The organism is Kribbella sp. VKM Ac-2569, from assembly GCF_004216905.1.
Lineage (GTDB): Bacteria > Actinomycetota > Actinomycetes > Propionibacteriales > Kribbellaceae > Kribbella.
The window spans coordinates 695,975-720,418 of record NZ_SGXJ01000004.1 but is presented as its reverse complement, the minus strand read 5'-3'; the positions used below and the strand labels follow the sequence as shown (position 1 = coordinate 720,418).

At 69.0% G+C, this 24,444-nt stretch carries 30 protein-coding genes; 13 read left to right on the top strand and 17 right to left on the bottom strand.

The features are described 5' to 3' along the window. Positions 1 to 42: 42 nt before the first annotated feature. On the top strand, positions 43 to 960 hold the full coding sequence (locus EV649_RS30175; RefSeq protein WP_130386987.1) for a superoxide dismutase: 918 nt from the start codon (positions 43 to 45) through the stop codon (positions 958 to 960). Here the strand turns inward: EV649_RS30175 and EV649_RS30170 are convergent. From EV649_RS30170 to EV649_RS30155, 4 genes are all read right to left on the bottom strand, one after another. Continuing rightward, complete coding sequence (locus EV649_RS30170) at positions 957 to 1,373, bottom strand: MarR family transcriptional regulator (RefSeq protein ID WP_130386986.1); 417 nt, start codon at positions 1,371 to 1,373, stop codon at positions 957 to 959. The two genes, EV649_RS30175 and EV649_RS30170, sit on opposite strands and share 4 nt — an antisense overlap. Positions 1,374 to 1,452: 79 nt before the next feature. Then, positions 1,453 to 2,769, bottom strand: coding sequence for a GGDEF domain-containing protein (locus EV649_RS30165; protein ID WP_130386985.1), 1,317 nt, complete (start codon positions 2,767 to 2,769; stop codon positions 1,453 to 1,455). 159 nt (positions 2,770 to 2,928) lie between these two features. After that, positions 2,929 to 4,167 (bottom strand): MFS transporter, encoded by a 1,239-nt coding sequence (locus tag EV649_RS30160; RefSeq protein ID WP_241998818.1) that lies wholly within the window; start codon positions 4,165 to 4,167, stop codon positions 2,929 to 2,931. 61 nt (positions 4,168 to 4,228) lie between these two features. Further along, on the bottom strand, positions 4,229 to 4,669 hold the full coding sequence (locus EV649_RS30155; RefSeq protein ID WP_130386984.1) for a hypothetical protein: 441 nt from the start codon (positions 4,667 to 4,669) through the stop codon (positions 4,229 to 4,231). A 153-nt stretch (positions 4,670 to 4,822) separates the two neighbouring features. Between EV649_RS30155 and glnII the strand changes: the two genes are divergently transcribed. From glnII to EV649_RS30140, 3 genes are read left to right on the top strand one after another with little or no spacing between them, the layout of a single operon-like run. Beyond that, the gene (gene glnII, locus EV649_RS30150; RefSeq protein WP_130386983.1) at positions 4,823 to 5,842 is read left to right on the top strand and encodes a glutamine synthetase; all 1,020 of its coding nucleotides are present in this window, start codon (positions 4,823 to 4,825) and stop codon (positions 5,840 to 5,842) included. A 58-nt stretch (positions 5,843 to 5,900) separates the two neighbouring features. Continuing rightward, a complete protein-coding gene (locus tag EV649_RS30145) occupies positions 5,901 to 6,617 on the top strand; it encodes a class I SAM-dependent methyltransferase (RefSeq protein ID WP_130386982.1) in 717 nt (238 codons plus the stop codon). Continuing rightward, positions 6,614 to 7,105 (top strand): hypothetical protein, encoded by a 492-nt coding sequence (locus EV649_RS30140; protein WP_130386981.1) that lies wholly within the window; start codon positions 6,614 to 6,616, stop codon positions 7,103 to 7,105. The genes EV649_RS30145 and EV649_RS30140 overlap by 4 nt, the downstream gene beginning before the upstream one ends. Positions 7,106 to 7,153: 48 nt before the next feature. On the opposite strand, the gene acs is transcribed toward EV649_RS30140, so the two are convergent. Continuing rightward, positions 7,154 to 9,088 carry an acetate--CoA ligase gene (gene acs, locus EV649_RS30135; protein ID WP_130387193.1) on the bottom strand — a complete coding sequence of 645 codons (1,935 nt, stop codon included), beginning with the start codon at positions 9,086 to 9,088 and terminating at the stop codon, positions 7,154 to 7,156. A 264-nt stretch (positions 9,089 to 9,352) separates the two neighbouring features. Between acs and EV649_RS40950 the strand changes: the two genes are divergently transcribed. Then, entirely contained in the window at positions 9,353 to 9,493 is a 141-nt protein-coding gene (locus tag EV649_RS40950; protein WP_157996348.1) for a hypothetical protein, read from the top strand. A 1-nt stretch (position 9,494) separates the two neighbouring features. Here EV649_RS40950 and EV649_RS30130 read toward each other — a convergent pair whose 3' ends face one another. Together EV649_RS30130 and EV649_RS30125 are read right to left on the bottom strand one after the other, a co-directional pair. Then, complete coding sequence (locus EV649_RS30130) at positions 9,495 to 9,935, bottom strand: MarR family transcriptional regulator (RefSeq protein WP_130386980.1); 441 nt, start codon at positions 9,933 to 9,935, stop codon at positions 9,495 to 9,497. A gap of 50 nt (positions 9,936 to 9,985) precedes the next feature. After that, positions 9,986 to 10,330, bottom strand: a complete 345-nt coding sequence (locus EV649_RS30125; protein WP_130386979.1) for a helix-turn-helix domain-containing protein — start codon at positions 10,328 to 10,330, stop codon at positions 9,986 to 9,988. A gap of 73 nt (positions 10,331 to 10,403) precedes the next feature. Here EV649_RS30125 and EV649_RS30120 point away from each other — a divergent pair, with 73 nt between their 5' ends. Together EV649_RS30120 and EV649_RS30115 are read left to right on the top strand one after the other, a co-directional pair. After that, positions 10,404 to 11,006 (top strand): NAD(P)H-binding protein, encoded by a 603-nt coding sequence (locus EV649_RS30120; protein WP_130386978.1) that lies wholly within the window; start codon positions 10,404 to 10,406, stop codon positions 11,004 to 11,006. A 45-nt stretch (positions 11,007 to 11,051) separates the two neighbouring features. Beyond that, a complete protein-coding gene (locus EV649_RS30115; protein WP_130386977.1) occupies positions 11,052 to 11,726 on the top strand; it encodes an SIS domain-containing protein in 675 nt (224 codons plus the stop codon). On the opposite strand, the gene EV649_RS30110 is transcribed toward EV649_RS30115, so the two are convergent. Beyond that, positions 11,727 to 12,485 carry a GntR family transcriptional regulator gene (locus EV649_RS30110; RefSeq protein ID WP_130386976.1) on the bottom strand — a complete coding sequence of 253 codons (759 nt, stop codon included), beginning with the start codon at positions 12,483 to 12,485 and terminating at the stop codon, positions 11,727 to 11,729. A gap of 198 nt (positions 12,486 to 12,683) precedes the next feature. On the opposite strand from EV649_RS30110, the gene EV649_RS30105 reads away from it, so the two are divergent. Next, a complete protein-coding gene (locus tag EV649_RS30105) occupies positions 12,684 to 13,631 on the top strand; it encodes a glutathione S-transferase C-terminal domain-containing protein (RefSeq protein ID WP_130386975.1) in 948 nt (315 codons plus the stop codon). On the opposite strand, the gene EV649_RS30100 is transcribed toward EV649_RS30105, so the two are convergent. Next, on the bottom strand, positions 13,624 to 14,205 hold the full coding sequence (locus EV649_RS30100; RefSeq protein WP_130386974.1) for a TetR/AcrR family transcriptional regulator: 582 nt from the start codon (positions 14,203 to 14,205) through the stop codon (positions 13,624 to 13,626). The genes EV649_RS30105 and EV649_RS30100 overlap by 8 nt on opposite strands. Before the next feature lie 50 nt (positions 14,206 to 14,255). On the opposite strand from EV649_RS30100, the gene EV649_RS30095 reads away from it, so the two are divergent. The 4 genes from EV649_RS30095 (at position 14,256) to EV649_RS30080 (ending at position 17,627) form a co-directional block, all read left to right on the top strand. Continuing rightward, positions 14,256 to 14,918 (top strand): haloacid dehalogenase type II, encoded by a 663-nt coding sequence (locus EV649_RS30095; RefSeq protein WP_130386973.1) that lies wholly within the window; start codon positions 14,256 to 14,258, stop codon positions 14,916 to 14,918. An 83-nt stretch (positions 14,919 to 15,001) separates the two neighbouring features. Further along, positions 15,002 to 16,216 carry a Na+/H+ antiporter NhaA gene (gene nhaA / locus EV649_RS30090; RefSeq protein ID WP_130386972.1) on the top strand — a complete coding sequence of 405 codons (1,215 nt, stop codon included), beginning with the start codon at positions 15,002 to 15,004 and terminating at the stop codon, positions 16,214 to 16,216. 53 nt (positions 16,217 to 16,269) lie between these two features. Further along, positions 16,270 to 16,707, top strand: coding sequence for a phage holin family protein (locus tag EV649_RS30085; RefSeq protein WP_130386971.1), 438 nt, complete (start codon positions 16,270 to 16,272; stop codon positions 16,705 to 16,707). Between the two features lie 23 nt (positions 16,708 to 16,730). After that, on the top strand, positions 16,731 to 17,627 hold the full coding sequence (locus EV649_RS30080; protein WP_241998816.1) for an alpha/beta hydrolase: 897 nt from the start codon (positions 16,731 to 16,733) through the stop codon (positions 17,625 to 17,627). On the opposite strand, the gene EV649_RS30075 is transcribed toward EV649_RS30080, so the two are convergent. Genes EV649_RS30075 through EV649_RS30045 form a run of 7 tightly spaced genes read right to left on the bottom strand, consistent with a single transcriptional unit; the run spans position 17,569 to position 22,731 of the window. After that, a complete protein-coding gene (locus tag EV649_RS30075; protein WP_130386969.1) occupies positions 17,569 to 18,270 on the bottom strand; it encodes a hypothetical protein in 702 nt (233 codons plus the stop codon). The two genes, EV649_RS30080 and EV649_RS30075, sit on opposite strands and share 59 nt — an antisense overlap. Before the next feature lies 1 nt (position 18,271). Beyond that, positions 18,272 to 18,778: a SigE family RNA polymerase sigma factor gene (locus EV649_RS30070; protein WP_241998814.1), complete on the bottom strand. Its 507-nt coding sequence runs from the start codon at positions 18,776 to 18,778 to the stop codon at positions 18,272 to 18,274. Between the two features lie 42 nt (positions 18,779 to 18,820). After that, on the bottom strand, positions 18,821 to 19,993 hold the full coding sequence (locus EV649_RS30065; protein ID WP_130386967.1) for a MarP family serine protease: 1,173 nt from the start codon (positions 19,991 to 19,993) through the stop codon (positions 18,821 to 18,823). Then, positions 19,990 to 20,760, bottom strand: a complete 771-nt coding sequence (locus tag EV649_RS30060; protein ID WP_130386966.1) for a CoA pyrophosphatase — start codon at positions 20,758 to 20,760, stop codon at positions 19,990 to 19,992. Before EV649_RS30060 ends, EV649_RS30065 begins: the two co-directional genes overlap by 4 nt. Then, positions 20,757 to 21,374 carry a TlpA disulfide reductase family protein gene (locus EV649_RS30055; RefSeq protein ID WP_241998812.1) on the bottom strand — a complete coding sequence of 206 codons (618 nt, stop codon included), beginning with the start codon at positions 21,372 to 21,374 and terminating at the stop codon, positions 20,757 to 20,759. The genes EV649_RS30060 and EV649_RS30055 overlap by 4 nt, the downstream gene beginning before the upstream one ends. After that, positions 21,371 to 22,135 (bottom strand): endonuclease III, encoded by a 765-nt coding sequence (gene nth / locus EV649_RS30050; protein WP_130386965.1) that lies wholly within the window; start codon positions 22,133 to 22,135, stop codon positions 21,371 to 21,373. Before nth ends, EV649_RS30055 begins: the two co-directional genes overlap by 4 nt. 44 nt (positions 22,136 to 22,179) lie before the next feature. Then, a complete protein-coding gene (locus EV649_RS30045) occupies positions 22,180 to 22,731 on the bottom strand; it encodes a hypothetical protein (RefSeq protein WP_130386964.1) in 552 nt (183 codons plus the stop codon). 209 nt (positions 22,732 to 22,940) lie between these two features. On the opposite strand from EV649_RS30045, the gene EV649_RS30040 reads away from it, so the two are divergent. Beyond that, the gene (locus tag EV649_RS30040) at positions 22,941 to 23,618 is read left to right on the top strand and encodes a Crp/Fnr family transcriptional regulator (RefSeq protein ID WP_130386963.1); all 678 of its coding nucleotides are present in this window, start codon (positions 22,941 to 22,943) and stop codon (positions 23,616 to 23,618) included. A gap of 49 nt (positions 23,619 to 23,667) precedes the next feature. Here EV649_RS30040 and EV649_RS30035 read toward each other — a convergent pair whose 3' ends face one another. Next, positions 23,668 to 24,360 (bottom strand): type IV toxin-antitoxin system AbiEi family antitoxin domain-containing protein, encoded by a 693-nt coding sequence (locus EV649_RS30035; RefSeq protein ID WP_157996347.1) that lies wholly within the window; start codon positions 24,358 to 24,360, stop codon positions 23,668 to 23,670. Positions 24,361 to 24,444: the final 84 nt, after the last annotated feature.

The following is a 24,444-nucleotide window of genomic DNA, read 5'->3' as shown; positions in this document are numbered from 1 at the left end:
ATCCGGTCGCGACCGGCCGCCGTACGCTTCCACCCTGGCCCGATGAAACGTCTCGCAGTCCTCACCGTCCTGGTCCTCGCCGCGGCCACCCCATCGGCCACCGCGCAGGCCGGCGCCGTCCACCGACCGACGCAGTACGTCGTCTCGACCACCCCCGGCGAGAACCTCGAGGGGATCGCGGTGACGCCCGGCGGCACGATGTACGTCACCAGCGTCGCCACCGGCGCGGTGTACCGCGGCAGCACCCACTCGTCCCGCCTCAGCCTGTTCCTGCCGGCCGGCAGCGACGGACGTACTGCGGCCACCGGCATCCACCTGGACCGCTGGGGCCGGGTCCTCGTCGCCGGCGCGAGTACGTCGAAGCTCTTCCTGTACGACGCCCGCGGCCGGCTGCTCGACGTACGGAAAGCGTCGGACGGCTCGTTCCTGAACGACTTCACGATCGCGGGCGACGCCGTCTACGTGACCGATTCGGCGCACAACCAGATCTGGCGGGCGCCGCTCACCCGCGACGGCCTCGGCGAGCTCGAACCGTGGATCACCCGCGACCGGATCCAGCCGACGCCGTATTTCCTGAACGGCATCGTCACCGACGGACGCGTCCTCCTGGTCGGCGAGCAGGGCCAGGACGTCACGTACCGGATCGACCTCCGCACCCGGCAGGTCACCGTCCTCGACGTGCCGAACGGCATCCTGTCCGGCGACGGGTACCTGCTCGAAGGACGCAGGCTGTACGCCGTCTACAACGCCGGCGGCGGGAAGTACGTCACCCGGCTCGCCATCCTGAACGACGATCTGACCGCGGCGACGCTGGTCGCGGACTCGGGCCCTGGCGCGGCCGGTGCGACCCCGACGACGATCGCCCGCGACAACGGCCGGCTGCTGTGGGTGAACAGCCAGTTGGACATCGCACCCGGTACGCCGCCGTACACGGTGACCGTCGTACCGGGCCTGCGTTAGAGACCGTCAGTGACGCGCGCCAGGACCGCGCCTGCCTGCAGGACCAGCGCGCGGTCGGCGTCGTCGAGGCGGCTGAGGAGGTTGGCGAGCTCCTCGGCGGCCTGACGGCCGGACGCTTCGACCGTCTGGGCACCCAGGTCGGTGAGCACGACCGCAGTCGCCCGACCGTCGACGGGGTCCGGTTCGCGCCGGACGAGACCGGCCTCCTCCAGACCCGCGACCGTCGTGGTCGCGGTGGGTTGCGAGCACGGGACCCGGGCGGCGATCTCGCCGATCCGGATCGGTTGCTCGTCGGCGATCAGCATCAGCGCCAGGAACTGCGTCGGGTGCAGGAGCGTGGTGGTCCTGCTCCGGCGCAGATGTCTGACGATTCGGTGCATGCTGACCAGCAGCTGCAATGCCTCCTGCGCCATCCAGATCACCTCCGTCGGGAAGCGCAATCCTGGCACAGGCACCCAAACATCGCCTACCGCTGCGGGCTGATGCCGGGGGTCAGGACGGCGGCAGCTCGCCGTTGGCCGGTGCGGCAACGACGCGATTCCGGCCGGCGTCCTTGGCCTTGTACATGGCCAGGTCGGCGGCTATCTGGAGCTCGTCGAGGCTGGCACCGGACTCCGGGTACGTCGCGGCGCCGATCGAGCACGTGATGGGGCCACACAGCACCGGGCCGTTGGGGGCGGCGACGGTGACCGTCAGACCCGCGATGCGACGCCGGATCCGCTCGGCGGCCAGCGCCGTGTCGGACGCAGAGGTCTGCGGGAGCAGGATGGCGAACTCTTCGCCGCCGAGCCGCCCGACCAGGTCGTTGTCGCGGACCTCGTGGCGCAGTTCGGCCGCGACCGCCTTCAGTGCCTCGTCACCGGCCAGGTGGCCATAGGTGTCGTTGATGGCCTTGAAGTGGTCGAGATCGAGATAGAGCACGCCGAGTCGGGAGTTCGTGCGTTCGGCGCCGGCGAACTCACGACGCGCGATCTCGTGCCAGAAGGCTGCATTGGCCAGGCCTGTCTTGGGATCGGTGCGTGACGCCGTCTGGAACTGCTCGACCAAAAGCGCGCGGTGCAGACCGAGGATGGTGAGCAGCAGGACTGCGACGGCCCATGGCTGGCTGAGGAGCAACGCGGCGGTCGCGACACCCAGTCCGAGAGAACCGGCCACGATCAGCTGGTCCGAGAGTCGTCCGAGGGCGTTGCGGCCCGGGGAGTCGGGGTTGGCCATCATGATCGCGCCGGCGACCAGGGCGTAGTTCACGAACCAGTACGCCAGGCCGGCCGCGACGACGGCGACGAGTCCGAGCGGGCCGGACGGGTAGCCCGGGTAGACGCCGGGACGGATCGTCGCCAGGACGACGGCCCCTGCAGCGCCCGCGAGCACGAGAGTCGTCGCGGTGAAGACCGACCGGTACGGCGGAACTCGGCGTACCCGGATCCAGGAATGCACGTAGGTGCTGAGAATCAGCGCGACCGCCAGCGGCGGAGGCAGGATGAGGACACCGGCGAAGGTCCACATCCCTTTGAGATTCACGTACGGGATGCCTTCGGCGCCGACCTTGCGCAGCCGCTCGATATCGCGGGCGGCTTCGAGATGGATCGCCGATCCGGCAGCGAGGACCAGCAACCGGATCCAGTCACCGCCGGTGACCGAGACGAGGTCGAACGTCGAAGCGACGACCACGACGGTGATGAGCTCGACCGCGAGGACGTAGCCGAGAACGCTCCGGGGCTGCGACCACAATGCCCATCTGGTCGGGCTCCAGGACGCGTCTTGACGTCGGCGTAGGCGACGGCGCGCCAGCCGATGCCGGATACTCATGAAAAGACCCCCGCCTCACAGTCGGTCCTTGTCACAGAGTAGCCGTGATGTGCACGCAATGTCATGGCTTCCCTGTTATTACCTCGCTGCGCTTACACCTATGCGCCCAGATCCCGCGAGAGGAGGCAGCCGCCATGCAGAACAACGACTGGTGACCCATCATGCAGGTTGTCGCGTGGCGCCGACGTACCCGTACGCCGCGCCCGCCGCGACCAGTAAGCCCAGAATTCCCGCGGCCGCCACGACCAGGGACGGCGCCCACCGATCCGCAGCGGCCCCGGCGACCAGCACACCTATTCCCTGAGACACGATCAGCGCAGTGCGAGCCAGGCCGAACGCCTGGCCGCGCTGTGCGTCCGGCACGTTCAGCACGAACGCCGCACTCGCGGCCAGCTGGTACGACGCACACAACCCCGACACGAACCACAACGCGACGGTCACCCACAGTCCCGGCTCGGCGATACAGCCGATCAGAGGCGCACAGGACCCGATCGCGAGTGGGCCCATCAGCGTGAGCCGCCGCGCCGGCGCGGCTCGCGTCAGCAGCAGCATTCCGACCATCTGCCCGGCCGGGTTGGCGGCGAGCAGGATCCCGACAGCGGCCGGTCCGCCTCCGACCACTGCGGCGTACGGCGCGGCAAGTCCTTCGATGCTTACGTAGAAACCGGCGACGCAAGCCAGCGCGACCAGGTACCGCAGTTGCCGATCGCCCCAGACGAGGCGCGCGCCGGCCGACAGCGACGGCCACCATCCCGGGCGCGCATCGGTCGACCCCGGCAACGGGCGTTCACGAACACCGAGCCTCAGCAGGACCGCCGAGAGCGCGAAGGTGACGGCGTCGGCCAGCAATGCGTTCCCAGCGCCGAAGGCCGCCACCAGGGTGCCGCCGGTCACGAACCCAGCCAGTTGTGAGGCCTGCCCGGTGATGTTCGACACCGAGCTGGCCAGGACGTACTTGTCGCCGCTCAGGATCGATGGCAGCAGGGCGGCTCTGGCGGACTGGAAGGGCGACGCGAGCAACTGCACCGCGACGAGCAGCACGCACAGGATCCACAGCGAGGCGCCGGGGATTGCCATCAATGCGACCAGCACCGCCCGGGCGACGTCGCAGCCGATCATGAGCCGGCGGCGCGGATAGCGGTCGGCCAGTCCGGACAGCAACGGACCGCCGACGATGTCGGGCAGGAAGGTCAGCGCGTAGGTGACCGCGGACAGCCCGGCCGACCCGGTCCGGTCGAAGACGAGTACGGCGAGCGCGACCCGGGCCAACTGGTCCCCGATCACCGACCCGAGCTGCGCCAGCCACAGCCATCGGAACTCGGCCACGCCGAACACCTCGCCGTACGTGGCGGGTTGATCAGCGGGATCTGTGGACGACGGATGTGCGGGGCGGGTCACCAGGTCAAAATACCCACGATCCACAACTGCCCGCGCACGCTACGGTGCGCCGCCGGCGTCCTTAGAGGTGTTCGGCGAGGACGCCGAGCGCGAAGGCTGTTCCCGCGAGACCGAGCATCGTCGTCGCGAGCGTGATGAGCCGCGCCTGCAGCTTCGGCAGCTCGGCCGTGGTCGCGAACACGCGCTGCGGCCAATGCCGCCAGGAGACGTACCAGAAGATCGCTGTGGCGATCAGCAGCAGGAGACCTTTGATCGCGTGGATCCACCAGTGCTCGTGGTTGATCGCGAGCAGCGCGCCACCAGTGAGCGCGATCGCGGCGATCAGCCCGATCACCTTCCATCGGTTGCCCGAGGCAATCACCGCGGTCAGCATCTCGCGGCCTTCCTGGTCCTTCCCGAAGTACTTCTTCAGCTTCGGCTGCACCACGAACAACGAGTACGCCATCCCACCCACCCAGGCGGCGGCGAGGCCGGCGTGAACGATCGCCAGAAGCACAGTCATCCCACGACCCTAGAGCCTTCAGGGTTGCCTACGTCACGTCGCGGTTAACACGCCCGTCACATCGAATCAACAGGCCCGAAATTGCCGGTTGAGACTGTCGAACCAGGCCGGCCGGACCGCCCGATGCTTCGGCTGTGAGGAAAGGACCGACGGGTGAGCTACAAAGCCGAGTACATCTGGATCGACGGGACCGAGCCGAGCGCGCGACTGCGTTCGAAGACGAAGATTCTGCCCGACGGCGCCGCGTTGCCGGACTGGGGTTTCGACGGTTCGAGCACCAACCAGGCACCGGGTGACAACTCCGACTGCGTGCTCAAGCCGGTCTTCAGCTGCCCGGACCCGATCCGCGGCGGAGACCACAAGCTGGTGTTGTGCGAGGTCTACCTCGTGGACGGCACCCCGCACCCGACGAACCGTCGCGCCGAGCTTCTTCCGGTCGCCGAGAAGTACGCCGTGCAGGAGTCCTGGTTCGGCATCGAGCAGGAGTACACGTTCTTCCAGGAGGGCCGCCCGCTCGGCTTCCCGGCCGTGGGCTTCCCCGCGCCGCAGGGCCCGTACTACTGCGGCGTCGGCGCCGACGAGGTCTTCGGCCGCGAGATCGTCGAGAAGCACCTGGACGCGTGTCTCGAGGCAGGCCTGGCGATCTCCGGCATCAACGCCGAGGTCATGCCCGGCCAGTGGGAGTTCCAGATCGGCCCGGCGGGTCCGGTCGAGGCGGCCGACCACCTGTGGATGGCACGCTGGCTGCTGTACCGCATCGCCGAGGAGTACGACGTGGCCGCGACGCTGGACGCCAAGCCGGCCAAGGGCGACTGGAACGGCGCCGGCGCACACACGAACTTCTCGACCAAGGCAATGCGTGAGGGGTACGACGCGATCATCACCGCCTGCGAGTCGCTCGGTGCCCCGGGCAAGGTCGACGAGCACATCGCGGGGTACGGACACGGCATCGAGGAACGTCTGACCGGCGCGCACGAGACCGCCCCGCACGACGTCTTCAGCTACGGCGTGTCCGACCGCGGTGCCTCGGTCCGGATCCCGTGGCAGGTCGAGGTCGACAAGAAGGGCTACATCGAGGACCGCCGCCCGAACGCCAACATCGACCCGTACGACGTGACACGCCTGCTGGTGAACACCTGCTGCTCCGCGCTGGAGAAGGCCGGCCAGGTCTGACCTCAACGTCTGGACGACAGCCCCCGGAGAAGCCCGGGGGCTGTCGTAGCCTCGCGGTATGGACCCCTGGCAAACGCTGACCACCGACTACGAACAATCCCGGGCCCGCGAAGACTCCCTCGACCAGCTGATGGAGTGGGACGCGCAACGCTCCCTGATCGGCCCGGTCGAGGGCAAGACCGTTCTGGACATCGGTTGCGGCAATGGCGAGAAGGCGATCGAACTCGTCCGCGACCACGGCGCGACCGCAGCCGTCGGCGTCGACGTCGGCGCCCAGTTCCTGACACCGCCTGACGGCGCCGACGTCACTCTGATGACCGGAGACCTGTCGACCCTCGACGAGATCCCGGCGCTGAACGGCCGCCGCTTCGACGTCGTGCTGTTCCTGCAGTCCCTCGCCTACGCGCAGGACCGCGGAAGGACCCTTCGCGCGGTGCGGTCGCTGCTGGCCGACGACGGCGTACTGGTCGTCTCGATGGCGCATCCCATCCGCTGGGCAGTGGAACGCTCCGAGCGGGACGAGCTTCGGCTCGGGGACGCGTATCACACGGTCGGCCCGTACTCGTACCCGTCGCGGTGGAACGAGGACGTGACCATCACCCACACCACCGACACGTTCTCGTCGATCCACAACTCCTTGACCGACAACGGTTTCCGGGTCGAGCGAGTCCTCGAACCGCAACTGTCCGAGGAGAAGAAGCAGCAGTACCCGCACAAGCAGGCCTGGCTCGCGCAGTACGTCGGAATCATCATCTTTCGTGCGCGGCCGGTATGAGAGTTCTGCACCGGACCGGGCAGTGGTGTCCGGCGCGGCAGGTCGGAGAAGTTGTCGCGTACGACGTACGGATCCTGCCCGAGTACCAGGTTGCCGGACGGCCGACTGTCGATCGGTGTTACCTGCTGCTCGACGAGGCGGCCCAGCTCACCAAGCCTGCCGTGTTCGAGGGGCCGGTCGAGGGGTGGTGGTACGTCGACCTGGTGGAGATCGAGCGCTCCGGGGACGACCTGATCGTGCACGACATGTACGTCGATCTGCTGTTCCCGCCGGCGTTGACCCGGTACCAGGTCCTGGATCTGGAAGAGCTGGGCGATGCCCTGAGGGACGGCAAGATCACGGCCGCTCAGTGCGCGGACGCTCTGACCGCCACCCAGCAGTTCGTGCACCGGTACCTGCGCGGCGCGGAGGAAGGGCCCAACGGGCCGTCCGCGACGTTCCCGCCGGACGCGGTCGTCGAGCTCGAGCAGATGCCTTCTTTCCTCTGAACACAACAGGCCCCCGGGGTGCACCCGGGGGCCTGTGTTCTCGAGTTGTCAGTCCTCGTCGGACTTGCCGGCGGCCAGGTTGGTCTTGATGAGGTCCATGACCGTGGAGTCGGCGAGGGTGGTGACGTCGCCGACCTCGCGGTTCTCGGCCACGTCGCGGAGCAGGCGGCGCATGATCTTGCCGGAGCGGGTCTTCGGGAGCTCCGAGACGACCATGATCTGCCGCGGCTTCGCGATCGGGCCGATCTCCTTCGCGACGTGGTTGCGCAACTCCTGCACCACGTCCGGTCCGCCGTCGCCGGCCTCCGAGCGCAGGATCACGAACGCGGCGATCGCCTGGCCCGTCGTCGGGTCGGACGCGCCGACCACGGCAGCCTCCGCGACCTTCGGGTGCGAGACCAGCGCGGACTCGATCTCGGTCGTCGACAACCGGTGACCGGACACGTTCATCACGTCGTCGACCCGGCCGAGCAGCCACAGGTCGCCGTCCTCGTCCTTCTTCGCACCGTCACCGGCGAAGTACACGCCCGGCCAGCGCGACCAGTACGTGTCGACGAACCGCTGGTCGTCGCCCCACAGCGTCCGGAGCATCGCCGGCCACGGCTTGGTGATGACGAGGTACCCGCCGGAACCGTCCGGCACCGACTTGCCCGCGTCGTCGACAACGTCCACGCTGACACCCGGGATCGCCTTCATCGCGGCGCCCGGCTTACCGGCGGTCACGCCCGGCAGCGGCGAGATCATGTGCATCCCGGTCTCGGTCTGCCACCAGGTGTCGACGACCGGCGCGTTGTTCCCGCCGATGTGCTCGCGGTACCAGACGTAGGCCTCCGGGTTGATCGGTTCGCCGACCGACCCGATCACGCGCAGCGACGACAGGTCGAACTTCGCCGGGATGTCGGCGCCCCACTTCATGAACGTCCGGATCGCGGTCGGCGCGCAGTACAGGATCGAGACCTTGTACTTCTGGACGATCTCCCACCAGCGGCCCTGGTGCGGCGTGTCCGGCGTACCTTCGTACAGCACGGAAGTCGTCGCGTTCGCGAGCGCGCCGTACACGATGTAGCTGTGGCCGGTGACCCAGCCGATGTCGGCGGCGGTCCAGTAGACATCGGTGTCCGGCTTGAGGTCGAAGACACCCCACTGCGTGTACGACGTACCGACGAGGTAGCCGCCCGTGGTGTGCAGGATGCCCTTCGGCTTGCCCGTGCTGCCGGACGTGTACATCACGTACAGCGGGTGCTCGGCGTCGAACGCCTCCGGGCTGTGCTCGGCCGACTGCTTGCCGACGAAGTCCTCCCACCAGAGGTCGCGGCCCTCGACCATCTCGGTCTCCTGGCCGGTGCGCTTCACCACGACCACGTTGCGCACGTCCGGGCAGTCGACCAGCGCGGCATCCACGGCCGGCTTCAGCGCGGCCGGGGCGCCCCGGCGGTAGCCACCGTCGGAGGTGATCACGACGCGGGCGTCGCAGTCCAGGATCCGGCCCTTGAGCGCGTCCGAGGAGAAGCCGCCGAAGACGACCGTGTGCGGGGCGCCGATCCGGGCGCAGGCGAGCATCGCGATCACGGTCTCGGGAATCATCGGCATGTAGATCGCGACGATGTCGCCGGGCTGGACGTTCAGCTCGAGCAGCGCGTTCGCCGCCTTGCTGACCTCGTCCTTGAGCTGCGCGTACGTGATCTCGCGGGTGTCACCGGGCTCGCCCTCGAAGTAGTACGCGACCTTGTCGCCGAGACCGTTCTCGACGTGCCGGTCGACACAGTTGTACGCCGCGTTCAGCTTGCCGTCGGCGTACCACTTCGCGAACGGCGGGTTGCTCCAGTCCAGCGTCTCGGTCGGCTCGGTCGCCCAGGTCAGCCGCTTAGCCTGCTCGGCCCAGAACCCCTCGAAGTCGGCCGCGGCCTGGTCGTAGGCGTCGGCCTTGAGGTTCGCGTTCGCCGCGAGCTCGGCGGGCGGCTCGAACCGGCGCTCCTCGTGCATCAGGTTCGAGAGTGCCTCGGACTGGCCCTCGGACTGGGGTGACTCTGCATTCGTCACGTCGACGACTCCTCATCGCTGGCTTCGGCGCGCTGGAGCGCCCGGTTACCTTTCTACCAACGCCGACCCCGCGACGGGAACCGGCGTATCGCCCAGCCGCTCCGAATCTGCGCCGAACAGCCGCCGCCGGAGGACGGGCGGCCGCGGATTTCCGGCGTACGGCGGAACCAAACGGGCGATGTGTGCATCGGACAGTACGTGAACCCGATGCAGCCGATGGTCCAGAACCCGACTCTCGACGCCGCGGAACGCCCGAAGATCTCGCGGGCCGCGCGCCGCCGGGTGCACGCCCGCGAACTGCGCGTTCGCCGTACCCAGAAGGCGGCTCGCGCCCAGCTTCCGCTTTGAACTACTCCTGGTGGTAGGCGAGGAGCTTGCCCAGGATCGTGGTCAGCCGCGTACGGTCGGTGGCCGACAGCGGGGCGAAGATCTCTTCCTGCGCCTTGCCGACCAGCGTCGTCAGCCGCCGGTACTGGCGCTTGCCGGCCGTGGTGATCGTGATGACGTTACGACGGCCGTCGGCCGGGTCGGCGCTGCGCTCGACGTACCCGTCGGCTTCGAGTTCGTTGAGCGCGGCAACCACATCGCTGCGGTCGATCGAGCTGCGCCGCCCGAGGGTCGCCTGACTGGCAGGCCCGAACTCCACCAGCGTCGCGAGCAGCCGGAAGTGGTACGCCCGCGCACCTCCGGCGGCGAACGACTCGGTGACGATCCGGTGCGCCTGGCCCGCACTCTGGGTCAGCAACCAGCTCGGCAATTCGGTCAGGGCGGTCGGGGTCTGCTCATCCACCCGCGCAGTCTAGGTCGTCAACGGTTCGCTTCCACCGACGTTGGCGATACCTACGATTCCTTGGCGTCCAGGAGTTCGTCCCAGTGGTCCTCGGCCCAGGCGCACATCAGGCGCAGCGGTTCGAGCAGGCTGCGGCCGAGGTCGGTGAGCTCGTACGTGACGCGGCGCTCGCCCACCGTCCGCTGAACGAACCCGTCACGCTCGAGGCCCCGCAGCGACTGGGTCAGCATTTTCGGGCTGATCCGGGCGAGCGGGACCCGCAGCTCGGAGTACCGGCGCGGGCCGTCCTCCAGGCAGCGCAGCACCATACCCGCCCATTTGTCGGTGCCGATCCGGAACGGGAGCAGCGTCGACGGGCAGATCTCCTCGAACATGTCCGCTCGCAGCGCCGCCATGCTCACCACGGTATCCAATCGGTAACCACCCTTCCTCCTACGGTCGCCGTACCACTTTGTCGAGGAGGTTGCGGTGAGCAAGATTCTGGTGATCGGAGCCCGCGGACGGGCCGGATCGGCGGCCGTCACAGAGGCCAAGAACCGCGGGCATGACGTGATCGGCGTCGCCCGGACGACGGATGCTGGCCTGGTCGTGGGGGATGTGACGGATGCGGGGCAGGTTGCGGAGTTGGCGGTGGGATCCGATGCAGTGATTGCGGGGGTGTACGACGGCGGGAGCGACCCGGGTGAGTTCTTCCCGCGGGCTGCTCAGGCCCTCGTCGACGGGCTCGAGAAGGCCGGCGTACGGCGGCTTGTGTGGGTCGGGCTGGCGTCGATCCTCCCGACCGCGGACGGGACGTTGCTGATGGACACCGAGGGATATCCACGGGAGTACCGCTCGTTCTTCCTCGCCCACCAGGCGGCGCTGGACGTGTTCGCGGCGTCGTCCCTCGACTGGGTCTCGATCGCGCCGACCGGGGATTTCGACCACGAGGATCCGTCCCGCAAGGGCACGTATCGCGTGGCGCCGGCGGATGCCCAGGAGCGGATCTCGTACGCCGACTTCGCGGTCGCGCTGGTCGACGAGATTGACCGCCCGGAGTACCACCGCGCGGCGATCGGGGTAGTGGTCTAGACGGGTGGGTCGCGGGCGTCGACCGACGGACGATAGGTTCGGCGTATGGCTGGGGCCGAGGAGTACTTGGGTAAGGCGTTGGCGATCGCGCAGCAGGCAGCCGAGACGCAACTGGGAGCGATCCGCGTGGCGGCGGGGCTGGTCGTCGACGCACTCGCCAGCGGGAAGCAGTTCTGGGTGTTCGGGACGGGGCACAGTCACACGCTGGCCGAGGAGCTGTACGGCCGCGCCGGCGGGCTGGCCGACGTACGGGCGATCCTCGAACCGGGACTGATGCTGCACGAGGGCCTGCAGAAGAGCTCGCTCCTCGAACGCCTCTCCGGCCTGGCCGACGTACTACTGGAGATCAATCCGCTAGCGGCAGGCGACGTACTGCTCATCGCGTCGAACTCCGGCCGCAACGCCGTCCCCGTCGAATTCGCCCTCGGCGCCCGTGCCCGCGGCGTGAAGGTGATCGCGCTGACCTCACTAGCCCACTCGAACGCAACAACCTCCCGCGCCCCAGGCGGCCAACGCCTCTTCGAAACCGCCGACGTCGTCATCGACAACTGCGGCGTACCAGGCGACGCCCTCATCAAAGTCCCCGGCACCCCGGAACCCACCGGCGCCACGTCCACCTTGGTAGGCGCCCTACTCCTCCAGGCCCTAACCGTAGAAGTAGTCACCCGCCTAACCGAACGCGGCCAATCCCCCAACGTCCTCCGCAGCCTGAACGTCTAGTCAGGTGGCGCGGTAGGCGACTGTTATGTCGTAGCGGTCTGAGCGGTAGATGGAGCGGCCGAATTCGATGACCTGGTCGCTGGCGGTTCGGGGGGCCGAGGTGATGATGAGGCAGGGGGTGGAGCTGTCGATCTCCAGGAGTTCGGCGTCGCCTGGTTCGGGTGGGGCGGCGACGATGGAGGCGGAGACCATGCCTAGCGTGACGCCGTAGCGCGTGGCGAGGATCGTGTAGAGGGACTTCTCGGCGAAGTCGATCTCCTCCAGGCCGGGGTAGCGGTTCAGGGAGAGGGCGGTGCGTTCGATCGCCATCGGGTCGCCGTCCGCGGTGCGCAGGCGGACCAGGTGGAGGACGGGCGCGCCGACGGCCTCTTCGAGCTCGCGGGCGAGGTGCTCGTCCGCAGCGCCGACGCGGTGTTCGAGGACCTTGGCGCCGGGCTCGATGCCGCGGTTGATCATGTCCTGGCTGAACGAGGACGCGAGCATCCGGGACGGGCGCGGCTCCGCGACGAAGGTGCCGCCGCCGGGGCGGCGGTTGGCCAGGCCCTCGGCCACGACGCGGTCGACCTCCTGCCGGACGGTCATCCGGGCGACGCCGAAACGCTCGGCGAGGACGCGCTCGGACGGCAGCACGGTGCCGACGGCCAGCGAGCGGGTGAGGTTCTCCAGAATCTCGCGAATCTGGTCACCCTTCGGTCGATCGGTCCGCAGCTCGGTGGGGAGCTCGGCGAGATCACCGGGGTTGTTCCGTGGGCGGGCCATGAGGTCAGTATCCCTGGGAATTTGCCCGGCAAACCAGTGCCGGGGGGCGCGGACCGCGGTGTGTCGTACCGCGCAAGGGCCCCGCGACCACGTTGTCCCGGACGTCCTTGTCAGCCTGACTGTAACGTCCGGTGCCGCTTTACGGCCAGTGACGATCCACAGGCTCAGCCAATTCCCAGCGGGGGTAGTTTTGACGCTATGACCCCGGGACAGTTCGTACAGGAGACGTCGTCGACCGGTGAGTGGAAGCGGCAGGGCAACAGATTCACCGGCCGGATTTCCCGGGACTCCACGGCAGCACCTGGCGAAGGCCCGGACGATCAGGGCCGCTGGCCGGTTGAGCCGGGTCGGTACCGGTTGGTCGTCAGCCTCGCTTGCCCGTGGGCGCACCGCTCGATCATCGTCCGACGGCTGCTCGGCCTCGAGGACGCGATCAGCCTCGCGGTCGTGGACCCCGTCCGCGACGAGCGCGGCTGGCGCTTCACACTCGACCCGGACGATCGCGACCCGGTGCTCGGCATCGAGTACCTGTCCGAGGCGTACCTGCGCACCGACCCGTCGTACGACGGCCGCGTGACGGTGCCCGCGATCGTCGACACCACGACCGGTGAAGTGGTCACGAACGACTACCCGCAGATCACTCTCGACCTCTCCACCGAGTGGACCGACTTCCACAAGATCGACGCCCCGCAGCTGATCCCGGCCGATCGCGCGGAGATGGACCAGTTGATCGAGGAGATCTACCGGGACGTGAACAACGGCGTGTACCGCTGCGGTTTCGCGACCAGCCAGGAGGCGTACGACGAGGCGTACGACGTCCTGTTCGCGCGGCTCGACGTACTGGAGGAACGGCTCGCGGATCGCACCTACCTCCTCGGCGACACGTTCCGCGAGGTGGACGTCCGGCTGTTCACGACGCTGGTCCGCTTCGACGCGGTGTACCACGGGCACTTCAAGTGCAACCGCCAGAAGCTCACCGAGTTCCCGAACCTGTGGGCGTACGCGCGCCGCCTGTACCAGCTCCCCGGCCTCGGCGAGACCGTCGACTTCGACCAGATCAAGCGGCACTACTACGTCACCCACGGCAACATCAACCCGACCGGCATCGTTCCGAAGGGCCCGGACCCGCTGGCCTGGATCAGGTAGCAAGTGCAGCGAGCGCCGCGTTGACCGCCGACCTCAACTGCGCCCGGGTCGCACCCGACCGCGACCGCAAGTTGATCGCGTACGCAAGTAGCGTCAGCAACTCCGCCGCCCCCGACACATCGGTCCCCGACCGCAACTCCCCGTTGCTCTGAGCAACCTTCAGTGCGGCCGCCAGCGAATCCCGCAGTACGGCGTGATGCTCAGACAACACCGCCCGTACGGCGTCCGGCGGGCTCTCGGCGTTCGCGTTTGCCATCATGCACCCCCAGCCGGCGTACTCCCCCGAACACCGCAGCCGCAGTAACTGCTCGAAGAACGCGCGCACCGCAATGAGACCTCGGTCGTCCGCGGCCAGCTCGTCGAACATCGGCCGCGACCGGTGCTCGAGGTACCTCCGCGCGGCCGCCGCATACAGGTCGTCCTTGCCGCCGAACGCGTTGTAGAGGCTCGACCGGCTCAACCCGGTCGCGGCGACCACGTCCTGGATCCCGGTCGCCGCACTCCCACGGCGCCAGAACAACTGCTCGACGGCGGCCAGCGCTTCCGCCTCGTCGAAATGTTTGACATCCGGCATACTCGGCATCATATCTTGGAACGACCGATCCAAGATAGCGAGGAGTCGTGATGATCGACGTACTGGTGCTCGACGTCAACGAGACCCTGACCGATATGGAACCGCTGCGGGACGGATTCGAAGCCGCCGGCCTGCCCAGGCACAGTCTCGAGGCCTGGTTCGCCGCCACCTTGCGGGACGGGTTCGCGCTGACCGCGGTAGGCGCGTATGCCGCTTTCCGCGACCTGGCCGCCGAACTCCTGGAGGCGCAACTCGTCTCCGCCGGGATCGAACCCACCGAGGAGACCATCGGGAACGTACTCTCCGGATTCACCCGCCTCCCGCTGCACGCCGATGTCGCACCGGGGCTGCACAAGATCCACGACGCCGGCGTACGCATCGTCACCCTGACCAACGGTTCGGCAGCGATGTCCGAAAACGTGTTCCGGGACGGCGGCATCCTGCCGCTGCTCGAGCACCGGCTCGACGTGTCGGTGCCGCAACGGTGGAAGCCGCACCCCGATGCCTACCGGTACGCCGCCGAGGTCTGCGGAGTGCCCGTGGAACGGATGGGTCTGGCGGCCGTGCACCCGTGGGACATCGACGGCGCCCAGCGCGCCGGGCTCCAGGGGTTCTACATCGACCGCCGGAACACGCCGTACCCGAAGGTGTTCGGCGCGCCGGACCACACGGTCGCGGACTTCGAGGCGCTGGCCGAACTGCTCCAGGAGTAGCGCTCGGAGACGTTAGAATGGCGTTGGTGCGCCGGGAAGTCTGGTCGGCAGTCGTCCGACCGACCCCAAACGAAGGGCCGTTGATGAGCCAGCACCCACGGATCCGGCAGCGCAAGCGCGCATTTCCCCGCATCCTCGGCCGTGAACGGGCGTTCCTCGCCGACACGCTGCGCGCCGAGACGACCGGTGGTTTGCTGCTGCTCGCCGCGGCCGTCGTCGCGCTGGTCTGGGCGAACTCGCCCTGGCAGGACGCGTACCACCACGTCCGCGAGGCACAGCTCGGCCCGCTCACCGTCGAGGCGTGGGCGTCCGACGGCGCGCTGACGCTGTTCTTCTACCTGGCCGGGGTCGAGCTGAAGCGCGAGCTCGTTGTCGGCACCCTGTCGAAACTCAACGAGGCCGTCGTCCCGGTGGTCGCGGCGATCGCCGGAATGGTGCTCCCGGCAATCATCTACCTGACCACCAACCTGGCGGCCGACGACGGCAAGCCGCACGGCTGGGCGGTGCCGACGGCAACCGACATCGCGTTCGCGCTCGCGGTCCTGGCGATCGTCGGCTCGTCGCTGCCGAGCGCGCTGCGGGCGTTCCTGCTCACCCTCGCCGTGGTCGACGACTTCGGCGCGATCCTGGTCATCGCCGTTTTCTTCTCGCACGGGTTCCACGTGTTCCAGCTGCTCGCCGCGGTCGCCCTGATCGCGCTCTGGTACGTCCTCCAGCGCCGCCGCGTCCGTACGCCGTTCCTCTACGTACCGATCGCCATCGCGGCCTGGTGGTTCATGCACGAGTCGGGGATCCACGCAACGATCGCCGGCGTCGCGCTCGGGCTCGTCACGCGGGTGGTCGCGGATCCCGGTGAGGACGAGGCGCCGGCCGAGCGGATCGAGCACCGGCTGCGGCCGTGGTCCGCGGCGGTCGCCGTACCGCTGTTCGCGTTGTTCGCCGCCGGGGTGACGCTGAGCGGCAGCGCCGTACGGCAGTTGCTGACCGATCCGGTCGCGATCGGCATCGTCGCCGGGTTGCTGGCCGGGAAGACGATCGGGGTGTTCGGCGGATCGTGGTTGACCGCGCGCTTCACCCGGGCCGAACTGAACTCCGATCTGGCCTGGCGGGACGTCGCCGCGGTGTCGGTACTGGCCGGGATCGGGTTCACGGTCGCGCTGCTGATCGCGCAGCTCGCGTTCGGGTCGGACGCCGCCCAGGTCGAGCGCGCCAAGGCGGCCGTACTGATCGCCTCGGTGCTGGCCGCGCTGATCGCCGCACTGCTCCTGGCTCGCCGGAACCGCGCGTACACCGATTGACCCGCGGGCACTGACGGTAGTGTCAAGGCACGGACGTGCGGGAAGGAGTCGCGATGTCGATGAACGGGGACGAGCCCACGGTCGGCCAGCTGGTCGCAAATGCCAGCAAGGACCTGTCCAGCCTGGTCCGCAGCGAGCTCGAACTCGCGAAGACCGAGCTGAAGAAGACCGCGATCGCGGCCGGTACCGGAGCCGGGATGTTCGCGGCGGCCGCGTTCCTGGCGCTGCTCGCGGTCATCCTGCTGTGCATCTCTGCGGCGTACGGCCTGACCGCGGCGGGGCTGCACCCGGCCATCGCGTTCCTGATCGTGGCCGGCGCGTTCCTGCTGATCGGCGCGATCCTGGTCTTCATCGGGATGCGGGCGCTGAAGAGCGCGAAGGGTCCGACGCGGGCCATCGAGACCTCGAAGGAGTCGGTCGAGGCCCTCAAGTCGATCGGCAAGGGCGACGACGAGACGTACGCCTTGCCTGAGCCGGGCGTACGGCGCTGAGCCCGGCAGGAGTCGTCGACCTCTTGGTCGACGGCCCCTGGTCGCACTCACTGGTCGCGGCCAACGGGGCCCGGTTCCACGTCGCGGAGTGTGGCGCGGCGCAGGATCCGCTCGTCCTGTTCCTGCACGGCTTCCCCGAGTTCTGGTGGGCGTGGCGGCACCAACTGCCCGTCGTCGCGGCCGCCGGATACCGCGCGGTGGCGATGGACCTGCGGGGGTACGGCGCCAGCGACAAGACGCCTCGTGGTTATGACCCGTACACCGCGGCCGCCGACGTGTCCGGGGTGATCCGGTCGCTCGGCGCGACGGATGCGGTTGTCGTCGGGCACGGGTGGGGCGGGTTCATCGGGTGGTCGGCCGCCGTACTGACGCCGCGGCAGGTCCGAGGGCTGGCTGCTGTGTCGGCGCCGCACCCGCTGTTGCTGACCCGGTCCGGGCAGACGAAGGCGCTGACGCGGAGCGCGTGGTTCCAGCTGCCGATCCTGCCGGAGCGCCGGCTGCTGGCGCAGGACGGGATACACATCGAGCGCCTGCTCCGCGCCTGGGCCGCGCCCGGCGGGACGTTCCCGGACGCGGAGGCGTCACGGCGCTACCGGGCCGCTCTACAGGTCTGGCCGGCGCCGCACTGCGCGCTCGAGTACCACCGCTGGTTCGCGCGGTCCCGGTTGCGGCCGGACGGGCGGAAGTACTCGGCGAAGATGCGTACGCCGGTCGCCGTACCCGTCCTGCAACTCCAAGGAGCTCGGGACGCAGCGGTGTCCCCAACCGTGACCACACCCCCGGATCTGGTCACGGCACCGCTGCGCCACGAACTCATCACCCCCGCCGGCCACTTCCCCCACGAGGAAGCGCCCGACCTGTTCAACACCCTTCTCGTGGACTGGCTGAAGGACATCCACCCACGGGCAGGACACCGGTGACGCCACCGACAGTGCCGGTGACCTTCCAACTGCCGTCCACCTTCTCGATCCGGTAGGTCAGGATCGAGCCGCGGCCGCAGTCGTAGAAGATGCTGGTATGCACTTCCTGGTGGCCGGCCTTGCTGACCACGGGGCCGAGTGTGACGGTCGCAACCCGTCGGGCGGTGCAGGCCTCGTCCACGCCACCCCACGTGACCGGCGCCAGCGGCCGGACCGCAGCCTCGATCCGCGTCTTCGCGGCGGCCGAGAACGTCACGACCGGGGGCGGCGGGGACGCCTTGTGCATTTGGGTGTACGCGCGCTGACCTTGCCCGAACACCTGCACGAACTGCCAGCCGTCAGACGGCTCGGCCAGGCGCACGATCGAGACGGTGGCGGCAGCCCAGATGCTGCCGTCCTCAGAGTCCGCCGCCGTCGCTGCCGGGGTGGCTGCCAGTGGCTGATTGGAGCGGTCGGGGCGGTGGACGCCGTACAGGACTCCGACCAGGACGACGAGGACGGCGGCGGCCGCGAGGAGCACCGGGACCGGGCTTCGGCGCTTGGTTGCCGCGGGCAAGTGGTCGGTCAGGGTCTCGCGCTCGGCGAAGGTCTCGCGGAGGAGGTCGCCGAGCTCCTCGTCGGTCAGCCGGGTCGGCTTGGTCATGTCAGGCCTCCTCTGCGGGCAGTTGGTTGCGAAGAGCCGCGAAGGCTCGGGCGGCGTTGGATCGGACGGTGCTCGGGGTGACGTCGAGAAGCTTGCCGATCTCGTCGTCCGGAAGGTCCTCGTAGTACCGCAGGACGAGCACGGCGCGCTGCTTGCGGGGCAGCCCGGCCAACAGTCGCCAGACGGCGTCGCGTTGGGCCTGACGGGCGCCGATGTCCTCGTCGCTGGGTACGTCGCGGGGCTCGGCGACCGGCAGCTCGCCGTGCTTCAGCAGCCGGCGCCAGCTCAGGAACTCGTTGAGCACCATCCGCCGCAGATAGGCCTCGGGCTGATCCACCTCGCTGATCCGGCTCCACTTGCGGTACGCCCGCGTGAACACGGTCTGGACCAGGTCCTCCGCACTGTGCCGTCCGCCTGTCAGCATGACGGCGAACCGCAGCAACCGTTGCTCGTTCGCCGCTACCAGCTCGTCGAACGACAACTCACGCCCCACCTCACTCGCAGTCACCGCCACAGTTCTTCAACGCGGTGACCGGCACGACCTGCTGCATCAGGTGCAGGATTGGGTGGAAACCTCTTGGGTGGCGGAGGCGCCGGCGCGGGCGTCCGCCGCGACCTGCTGCGCGGTGAGGACGTAGCCGGTGCGGTTGTCCTCGACGGAGGCCGCGAAGACCACGCCGTACACGACGCCCTTCGCGGACAGCAGCGGACCGCCGGAGTTGCCCGGGCGGACCGAGGCCCAGATCGAGAACGCCTCGCGGGTGACCGTCTTGTCGCCGTAGATGTCCGGGCCGCGGAGCCGTTCCTCGGAGCGTATCCGGGCCGGCTCGGAGTCGAACGGGCCGTTCTCCGGGTAGCCGAGCACGACCGCCGGGTCGTCGGCCTTACCGGTCAAGTCGAAGGACAGCGGGGCCTCGGTCATCTTCGGCACGTACAGCACCGCGATGTCTGTCTCCGGGTCGAACACCACGACCTTGGCGTCGTACTTCTTCCCGTTCACCTCGACCTGCGGCGAGCTGACCCCGGCGACGACGTGCGCGTTGGTCATCACGCGCTTCGGCGCGTAGACGAATCCGCTGCCCTCCAGGCCGCGCGAGCAGCTGGCGACGCCGGTGACCTTCGCGATCCGGGTGTACGCGTCCCGGACCGACTGCTGCCGGGCGATCGCGCTGTCCGGCGGCTGCGTCTCCCGGATCCGCTCCGGCACGAACGGATCGAGGAACCGCGGGAACAGGTCCGTGTTGACCACGTCGTTGAACGACTGCAACGCGCGGTCGGCACTGCTCGGCAGTACTTCGTCGACCTTCGCGAGCACCTCGGACCCGCGGACGGCGGACGTCACGCTCGGGATCCGGGCCCCGCTCACCGCGACCCCGAGCACCCACGCGACGATCAGCGCCGACGCGGCCGCCAGCGCCGCACCGGCGAGTGCATCCAAGAAGCGCACCGGCCGCCACGACATCTTGTTGCGTAGCCAGGCACCGATCACGGCGGCACGCCATCGCCCGAACGACGCGAGCGCCACTACCAGCAACAGCGCGACGAACGACACGGTGACGCTCGGTGAGAAGTGGTCGAGCGCCTTGGGGACTGCCCAGACGCCGAGAGCCGCGCCACCGAGCAGGCCGAGCGTGGCGCACGCTCCGACGACGAAGCCCTCGACGTACCCCGAGATGGCCAGCGCTACCGCCGCACCCACCACCACCCAGTCGAGCAAGCTCATTCCACGCCTTCCGACTTGTCACCTGGCGTCCGGCCGAGATCGTGCTCGATGGCGGTCATCCGCCGCACGTCCTCCGGCCGTCGTCCCTCGCTCCGCCAGGCCGCCTCGACCAGTCGGTCGGGCAACGGTACGACGTTCGAGGGGTCCCAGTCGCGGTACCACCCGCCGAGCTGCAGCATTTTGTCCAGCAACCCGGCCGTGAAGCCCCAGATATAGAGGTCACCGACGGTAAATGCCGGGCCCGTGAAGCCGCTCGGATGCAGGCAGCTGATCCGGTTCGCCGGGTCGGCGAGCGCGCTGATCGGCACCTCGTGCACGGACGCGACCTCGGCCGGATCGACCACCGCGACCGGCGACGGCTCCCGCCACCAGGCCAGCACCGGCGACACGCCGAAGTTGCTCACCGGCACCCAGAGCGCCGGCCAGATCGCGAACGGTACGACGCCGTCCGGGTCCAGGCCGGTCTCCTCCTCGGCCTCGCGCAACGCCGTGCGGACCAGACCGCTCTCGCCGGGGCCGTCCTCCGGGTCAGCGCCGCCGCCCGGGAACGCCATCTGCCCGGCGTGCTTGCGCAGCGTCCAGGCCCGCTCGGTGAGCAGGACCTCCGGCCCGTCGTTGCCATCAGCAAGCAAGATCAGGACGGCGGACTTCCGCACCGACGGGTCGTCCGGCGGCAGGAACCGGGACAACAGGTGCGGATCCACGTCCTCGGAAGCCTTCGCCAGCGGCCGCAGCCAGTCCGGGATCCCGACGTCGCTGAAGATCATCGGGTCACTCCGAGCTTCTCCTGGAGCAGTTGGTCAAGCTGCTGCTGGGACGTCAGTACGCCGTGGTGCACGTAGGCGACCGCGCCCTTGTCGTCGACGAAGGCGGTGAGCGGCGGGCCGCCGACCTTCAGCGCCCGCTGGATCGCCTTGTCCTGATCGACGACATGCGGATAGGCCAGGCCCTCCTCGGCGGCGAACTTCACCGCGAGCTCCGGCCGCGGGTCGTCGTAGTCGATCCCCAGCATCGTCACCTTGCCCGACTTCGCGAGCGCAGCCAGGTACGGCGCTTCGTCGCGGCACGGGCCGCACCACTGCGCCCACACGTTGATCACGAGCGGCCCCCGGAGATCGGCGAGCCGGACGTCCGGACCGCTGCCGAGACACGGCAGGCTGATGTCCGGCAGCCCGTTGCTGACCGGTGGCTTCGACGGCGCCGACGGGCAGGCCTTGAGCTTGTCCGCGCCCGCCACTGTGCTCCGTCCGGACGACGGCGTACCGCTGTCATCTGCTTGCTCCGATCCACACGCCGCCAGTGTCACCGACAGCACCAACGCGACCGCCCCAACCGAGAGCGATCGCGTGCTGCGGAACGGCGTACCGGATCGGAGTTTCACGCCGGGGCCTTCACCAGCTTCGCCGCGGCCTCGGGGTCGGTGGGGCCGGCGCCGTACGACGGGCACCACTGGGCGATCGGGCAGGCGCCGCAGGCCGGTTTCTTCGCGTGACAGCGCCGGCGGCCGTGGAAGATCAGCCGGTGCGACAGCATCGTCCAGTCCTTCTTCGGGAACAGGTCGCCGATGATGTGCTCGACCTTGACCGGGTCCTCCTCGGCGGTCCAGCCGAACCGGCGGACCAGGCGGCCGAAGTGCGTGTCGACGGTGATCCCCGGTACGCCGAACGCGTTGCCGAGGACCACGTTCGCCGTTTTCCGGCCGGTGCCGGGGAGCTTCACGAGCTCCTCGAGCTTGTTCGGTACGACGCCGTCGTAGTCGTCGACGAGGGCCTGGCCGAGCTTCATCACGCTGTTGGTCTTCGCCCGGAAGAAGCCGGTCGGTTTGAGGATCGCCTCCATCTCGTCCCGGTCGGCCTCGGCGTACGCTCGCGCCGTCGGGTACTTCGCGAACAGCGTGGGGGTCACCTTGTTCACCGTGACGTCGGTGGTCTGGGCCGAGAGGATGGTGGCCACCAGCAACTCGAGCGGGGTGGTGAAGTCCAGCTCGCAGTGCGCGTCGGGGTAGGTCTCGGTCAGTACCTTGTGCATCTTCCGGGCCCGGCGGACCAGCTGGGTATGCGTCTCGTCGACGTACACCGGGGCCTTGCGGGGGAGCTTGAGCGGGACCGCCAGAAGGGGCTCCGCGACACGCGGGGATGGCATGGAGGCCAGCCTACGTCCGCCCACCGACACCCCGCTCTGCCCGGCTAGGACGCCGGCAGCGGCACGACGACGGCGAGATGGCTGCCGTTGCCCAGCGGCCGCGGCACGCCGACCGCCTCACACCGAGCCGCCAGGTCATTCATGACTCCGACGGTCAACGCGAGGTCCACGACCGCCGTGCCCTCGGGCGCCAACTCGGCCTCGGCGTCGTTGGGTGGGTTGTTCCCGACGTACCGGGCCAGGTCCGTGTAGACGTGCCAGCACGCCAGTGCGATCTCGGCCCGCCCGGGTTCGGTACGGCGTACGCGCAGGTCGCCGTACGCGGCCCAGTCGGTGTCGGCCATCCAGAGCTTCGTACGACCGCCCTGCTCGTTCGCCAGCAGGGCGGGCAGAGCCTCGTCGGCTCTCTTGGTGAGGAAGTACTGGATCGCGGAGACCTGATCGCGGTCGGCCGGCCGAATGGCCGGCACCCAGTCGGTCGCCCACTCCTCGCCGGCGACCATCTTCTCCTGCGCGTACTCGATGGCCTCCTCGAGCCGGCCCTCCCCGACCAGGATCCGCAGGATCCGCTCGCCCGTGTCCCTCTTGTCGTCCATTTCGCCCTCTCGTCCGCCCCGGGAGCCCAATCCTGGGCCATCCTTCGACCGATCGGCGCGGTGCTCCGGCGAGTCTCGGCAGGGCTACGTGGCGGTGCCGACACCGGAGGAGCTACGGTTTTGGGGCGACCGGGTGTACACATATCGGTCGACGGACGTGGCGGATCCCACGTTCGTAGTCGTGGTCGAAGGTCCTAGGAGGCCCAGAAGTGGATGCCGCAGTGCTCCGACAGGCACCGCTGTTCAGTCAGCTCGACGACGAGGCGGCCGACGCCCTGGCCGCATCGATGACCGAGAGCCGGCTGCGCCGCGGCCAGGTGCTGTTCCACGAGGGCGATTCCGGTGACCGGCTGTTCGTCGTGGTCGAGGGCAAGGTCAAGCTGGGCCGCACCTCCGCCGACGGCCGGGAGAACCTGATCGCCGTGCTCGGGCCGGGGCAGATGTTCGGTGAGCTGTCGCTGTTCGACCCGGGACCGCGGTCCGCGACCGTCACGGCCGTCACCGACGCCCAGCTGATGTCGCTGACGCACGACGAACTGCTCCGCTGGCTGGACGGCCGCCCGGCGGTCGCGCGCGGCCTGCTGCTGCAGCTGGCCGGCAGGCTCCGCAAGGTCTCCGACGTGGTGGCCGACCTCGTCTTCTCCGACGTACCGGGCCGGGTCGCGAAGGCCCTCCTGGACCTGGCCAGCCGCTTCGGCCGCACCGCCGACGACGGCGTCCACGTCCACCACGACCTCACCCAGGAGGAGCTCGCCCAGCTGGTCGGCGCCTCCCGCGAAACCGTCAACAAGGCCCTCGCCGACTTCGCCTCCCGCGGCTGGGTCCGCCTGGAGCCCCGCTCGGTAGTCCTCCTCGACGTAGACCGCCTCCAACGCCGCGCCCGCTAACCCCACCTCCATTTGCCTGGCTGACCCACCAATTTGCCTGGCTAACCCATCAATTTGCCTGGCTGACCAGCGAGTTCGGGGGTTCCACACCTTTGATATGGGTGCGGAACCCCCGATTTGGTGGGTTACCCAGCCTGGTGCGTCTCCCGTGCCCGGGCGAACGCCCGCCACCGGGCCAGAACTCAGTCTGCGCGACCACGCTGCGCAACTGGGCATCGGGCACGAGGCGATTCCGCAGTACGGCGTCCGCGCTCACCACCGCGGCTTCGAAGGACGCTGTGGCCGCGGTCTCGACGAGGGATCGAGCGACCGAGGTGACGGTCAGGTTGCCGAACTCGATGACAACGTCGCCGCTCAGGCGGCCGTGGTGATGTCTGACCCCGGCAGCCGAGCCGGCGCGGGCCGAATTCGACCTCGTCAACTGCACCTCGTTGAGGTTCACATCCCAGACCGGCACATTGTGAACGACGAGCGCCGAGTGGTGGCTGACTACCGCCGTACCGGGACGCATCGCGTTGACAGCCGCGTACACCAGCCGCCGGTGGAGCAGAAGCTGACGTTCCCACGGCGGCAGGTGGTTCAGGTCTGTGCGCTCGACGTACTGGCCGTGGCGAACTCGTTCCCATCGGCCGTCGCGCAGGCGGTCCTGGATCTGATCGGGCGTGTACCCCGACCCGAGAGCCTGCCGACGACTGAACACGCCGCCTTGCTTGTCGGCTACCGCCTTCAGCCTGAGGTTCATGCCTCCAGCATCAACTGAGCCACGCGGTCCCGGGGTGTCTCCCGTCGCATCTGTGGATAACCCCATTTGCCTGGCCAACCCACC

Bases quoted from the DNA above. Each gene is read 5' to 3' on its own strand.
- EV649_RS30075 (WP_130386969.1), bottom strand. From the start codon at position 18,270: ATGACCAAGCCGACCCGGCTGACCGACGAGGAGCTCGGCGACCTCCTC.
- EV649_RS30145 (WP_130386982.1), top strand. From the start codon at position 5,901: ATGGACCCCTGGCAAACGCTGACCACCGACTACGAACAATCCCGGGCC.
- acs (WP_130387193.1), bottom strand. From the start codon at position 9,088: ATGCACGAGGAGCGCCGGTTCGAGCCGCCCGCCGAGCTCGCGGCGAAC.
- EV649_RS30140 (WP_130386981.1), top strand. From the start codon at position 6,614: ATGAGAGTTCTGCACCGGACCGGGCAGTGGTGTCCGGCGCGGCAGGTC.
- EV649_RS40950 (WP_157996348.1), top strand. From the start codon at position 9,353: ATGCAGCCGATGGTCCAGAACCCGACTCTCGACGCCGCGGAACGCCCG.
- EV649_RS30165 (WP_130386985.1), bottom strand. From the start codon at position 2,769: ATGAGTATCCGGCATCGGCTGGCGCGCCGTCGCCTACGCCGACGTCAA.
- EV649_RS30170 (WP_130386986.1), bottom strand. From the start codon at position 1,373: ATGGCGCAGGAGGCATTGCAGCTGCTGGTCAGCATGCACCGAATCGTC.
- EV649_RS30100 (WP_130386974.1), bottom strand. From the start codon at position 14,205: ATGCCGGATGTCAAACATTTCGACGAGGCGGAAGCGCTGGCCGCCGTC.
- EV649_RS30085 (WP_130386971.1), top strand. From the start codon at position 16,270: ATGTCGATGAACGGGGACGAGCCCACGGTCGGCCAGCTGGTCGCAAAT.
- EV649_RS30060 (WP_130386966.1), bottom strand. From the start codon at position 20,760: ATGATCTTCAGCGACGTCGGGATCCCGGACTGGCTGCGGCCGCTGGCG.
- EV649_RS30105 (WP_130386975.1), top strand. From the start codon at position 12,684: ATGACCCCGGGACAGTTCGTACAGGAGACGTCGTCGACCGGTGAGTGG.
- EV649_RS30045 (WP_130386964.1), bottom strand. From the start codon at position 22,731: ATGGACGACAAGAGGGACACGGGCGAGCGGATCCTGCGGATCCTGGTC.
- EV649_RS30035 (WP_157996347.1), bottom strand. From the start codon at position 24,360: ATGAACCTCAGGCTGAAGGCGGTAGCCGACAAGCAAGGCGGCGTGTTC.
- EV649_RS30065 (WP_130386967.1), bottom strand. From the start codon at position 19,993: ATGAGCTTGCTCGACTGGGTGGTGGTGGGTGCGGCGGTAGCGCTGGCC.
- EV649_RS30115 (WP_130386977.1), top strand. From the start codon at position 11,052: ATGGCTGGGGCCGAGGAGTACTTGGGTAAGGCGTTGGCGATCGCGCAG.
- EV649_RS30095 (WP_130386973.1), top strand. From the start codon at position 14,256: ATGATCGACGTACTGGTGCTCGACGTCAACGAGACCCTGACCGATATG.
- nhaA (WP_130386972.1), top strand. From the start codon at position 15,002: ATGAGCCAGCACCCACGGATCCGGCAGCGCAAGCGCGCATTTCCCCGC.
- EV649_RS30125 (WP_130386979.1), bottom strand. From the start codon at position 10,330: ATGGCGGCGCTGCGAGCGGACATGTTCGAGGAGATCTGCCCGTCGACG.
- EV649_RS30175 (WP_130386987.1), top strand. From the start codon at position 43: ATGAAACGTCTCGCAGTCCTCACCGTCCTGGTCCTCGCCGCGGCCACC.
- nth (WP_130386965.1), bottom strand. From the start codon at position 22,135: ATGCCATCCCCGCGTGTCGCGGAGCCCCTTCTGGCGGTCCCGCTCAAG.
- EV649_RS30155 (WP_130386984.1), bottom strand. From the start codon at position 4,669: ATGACTGTGCTTCTGGCGATCGTTCACGCCGGCCTCGCCGCCGCCTGG.
- EV649_RS30110 (WP_130386976.1), bottom strand. From the start codon at position 12,485: ATGGCCCGCCCACGGAACAACCCCGGTGATCTCGCCGAGCTCCCCACC.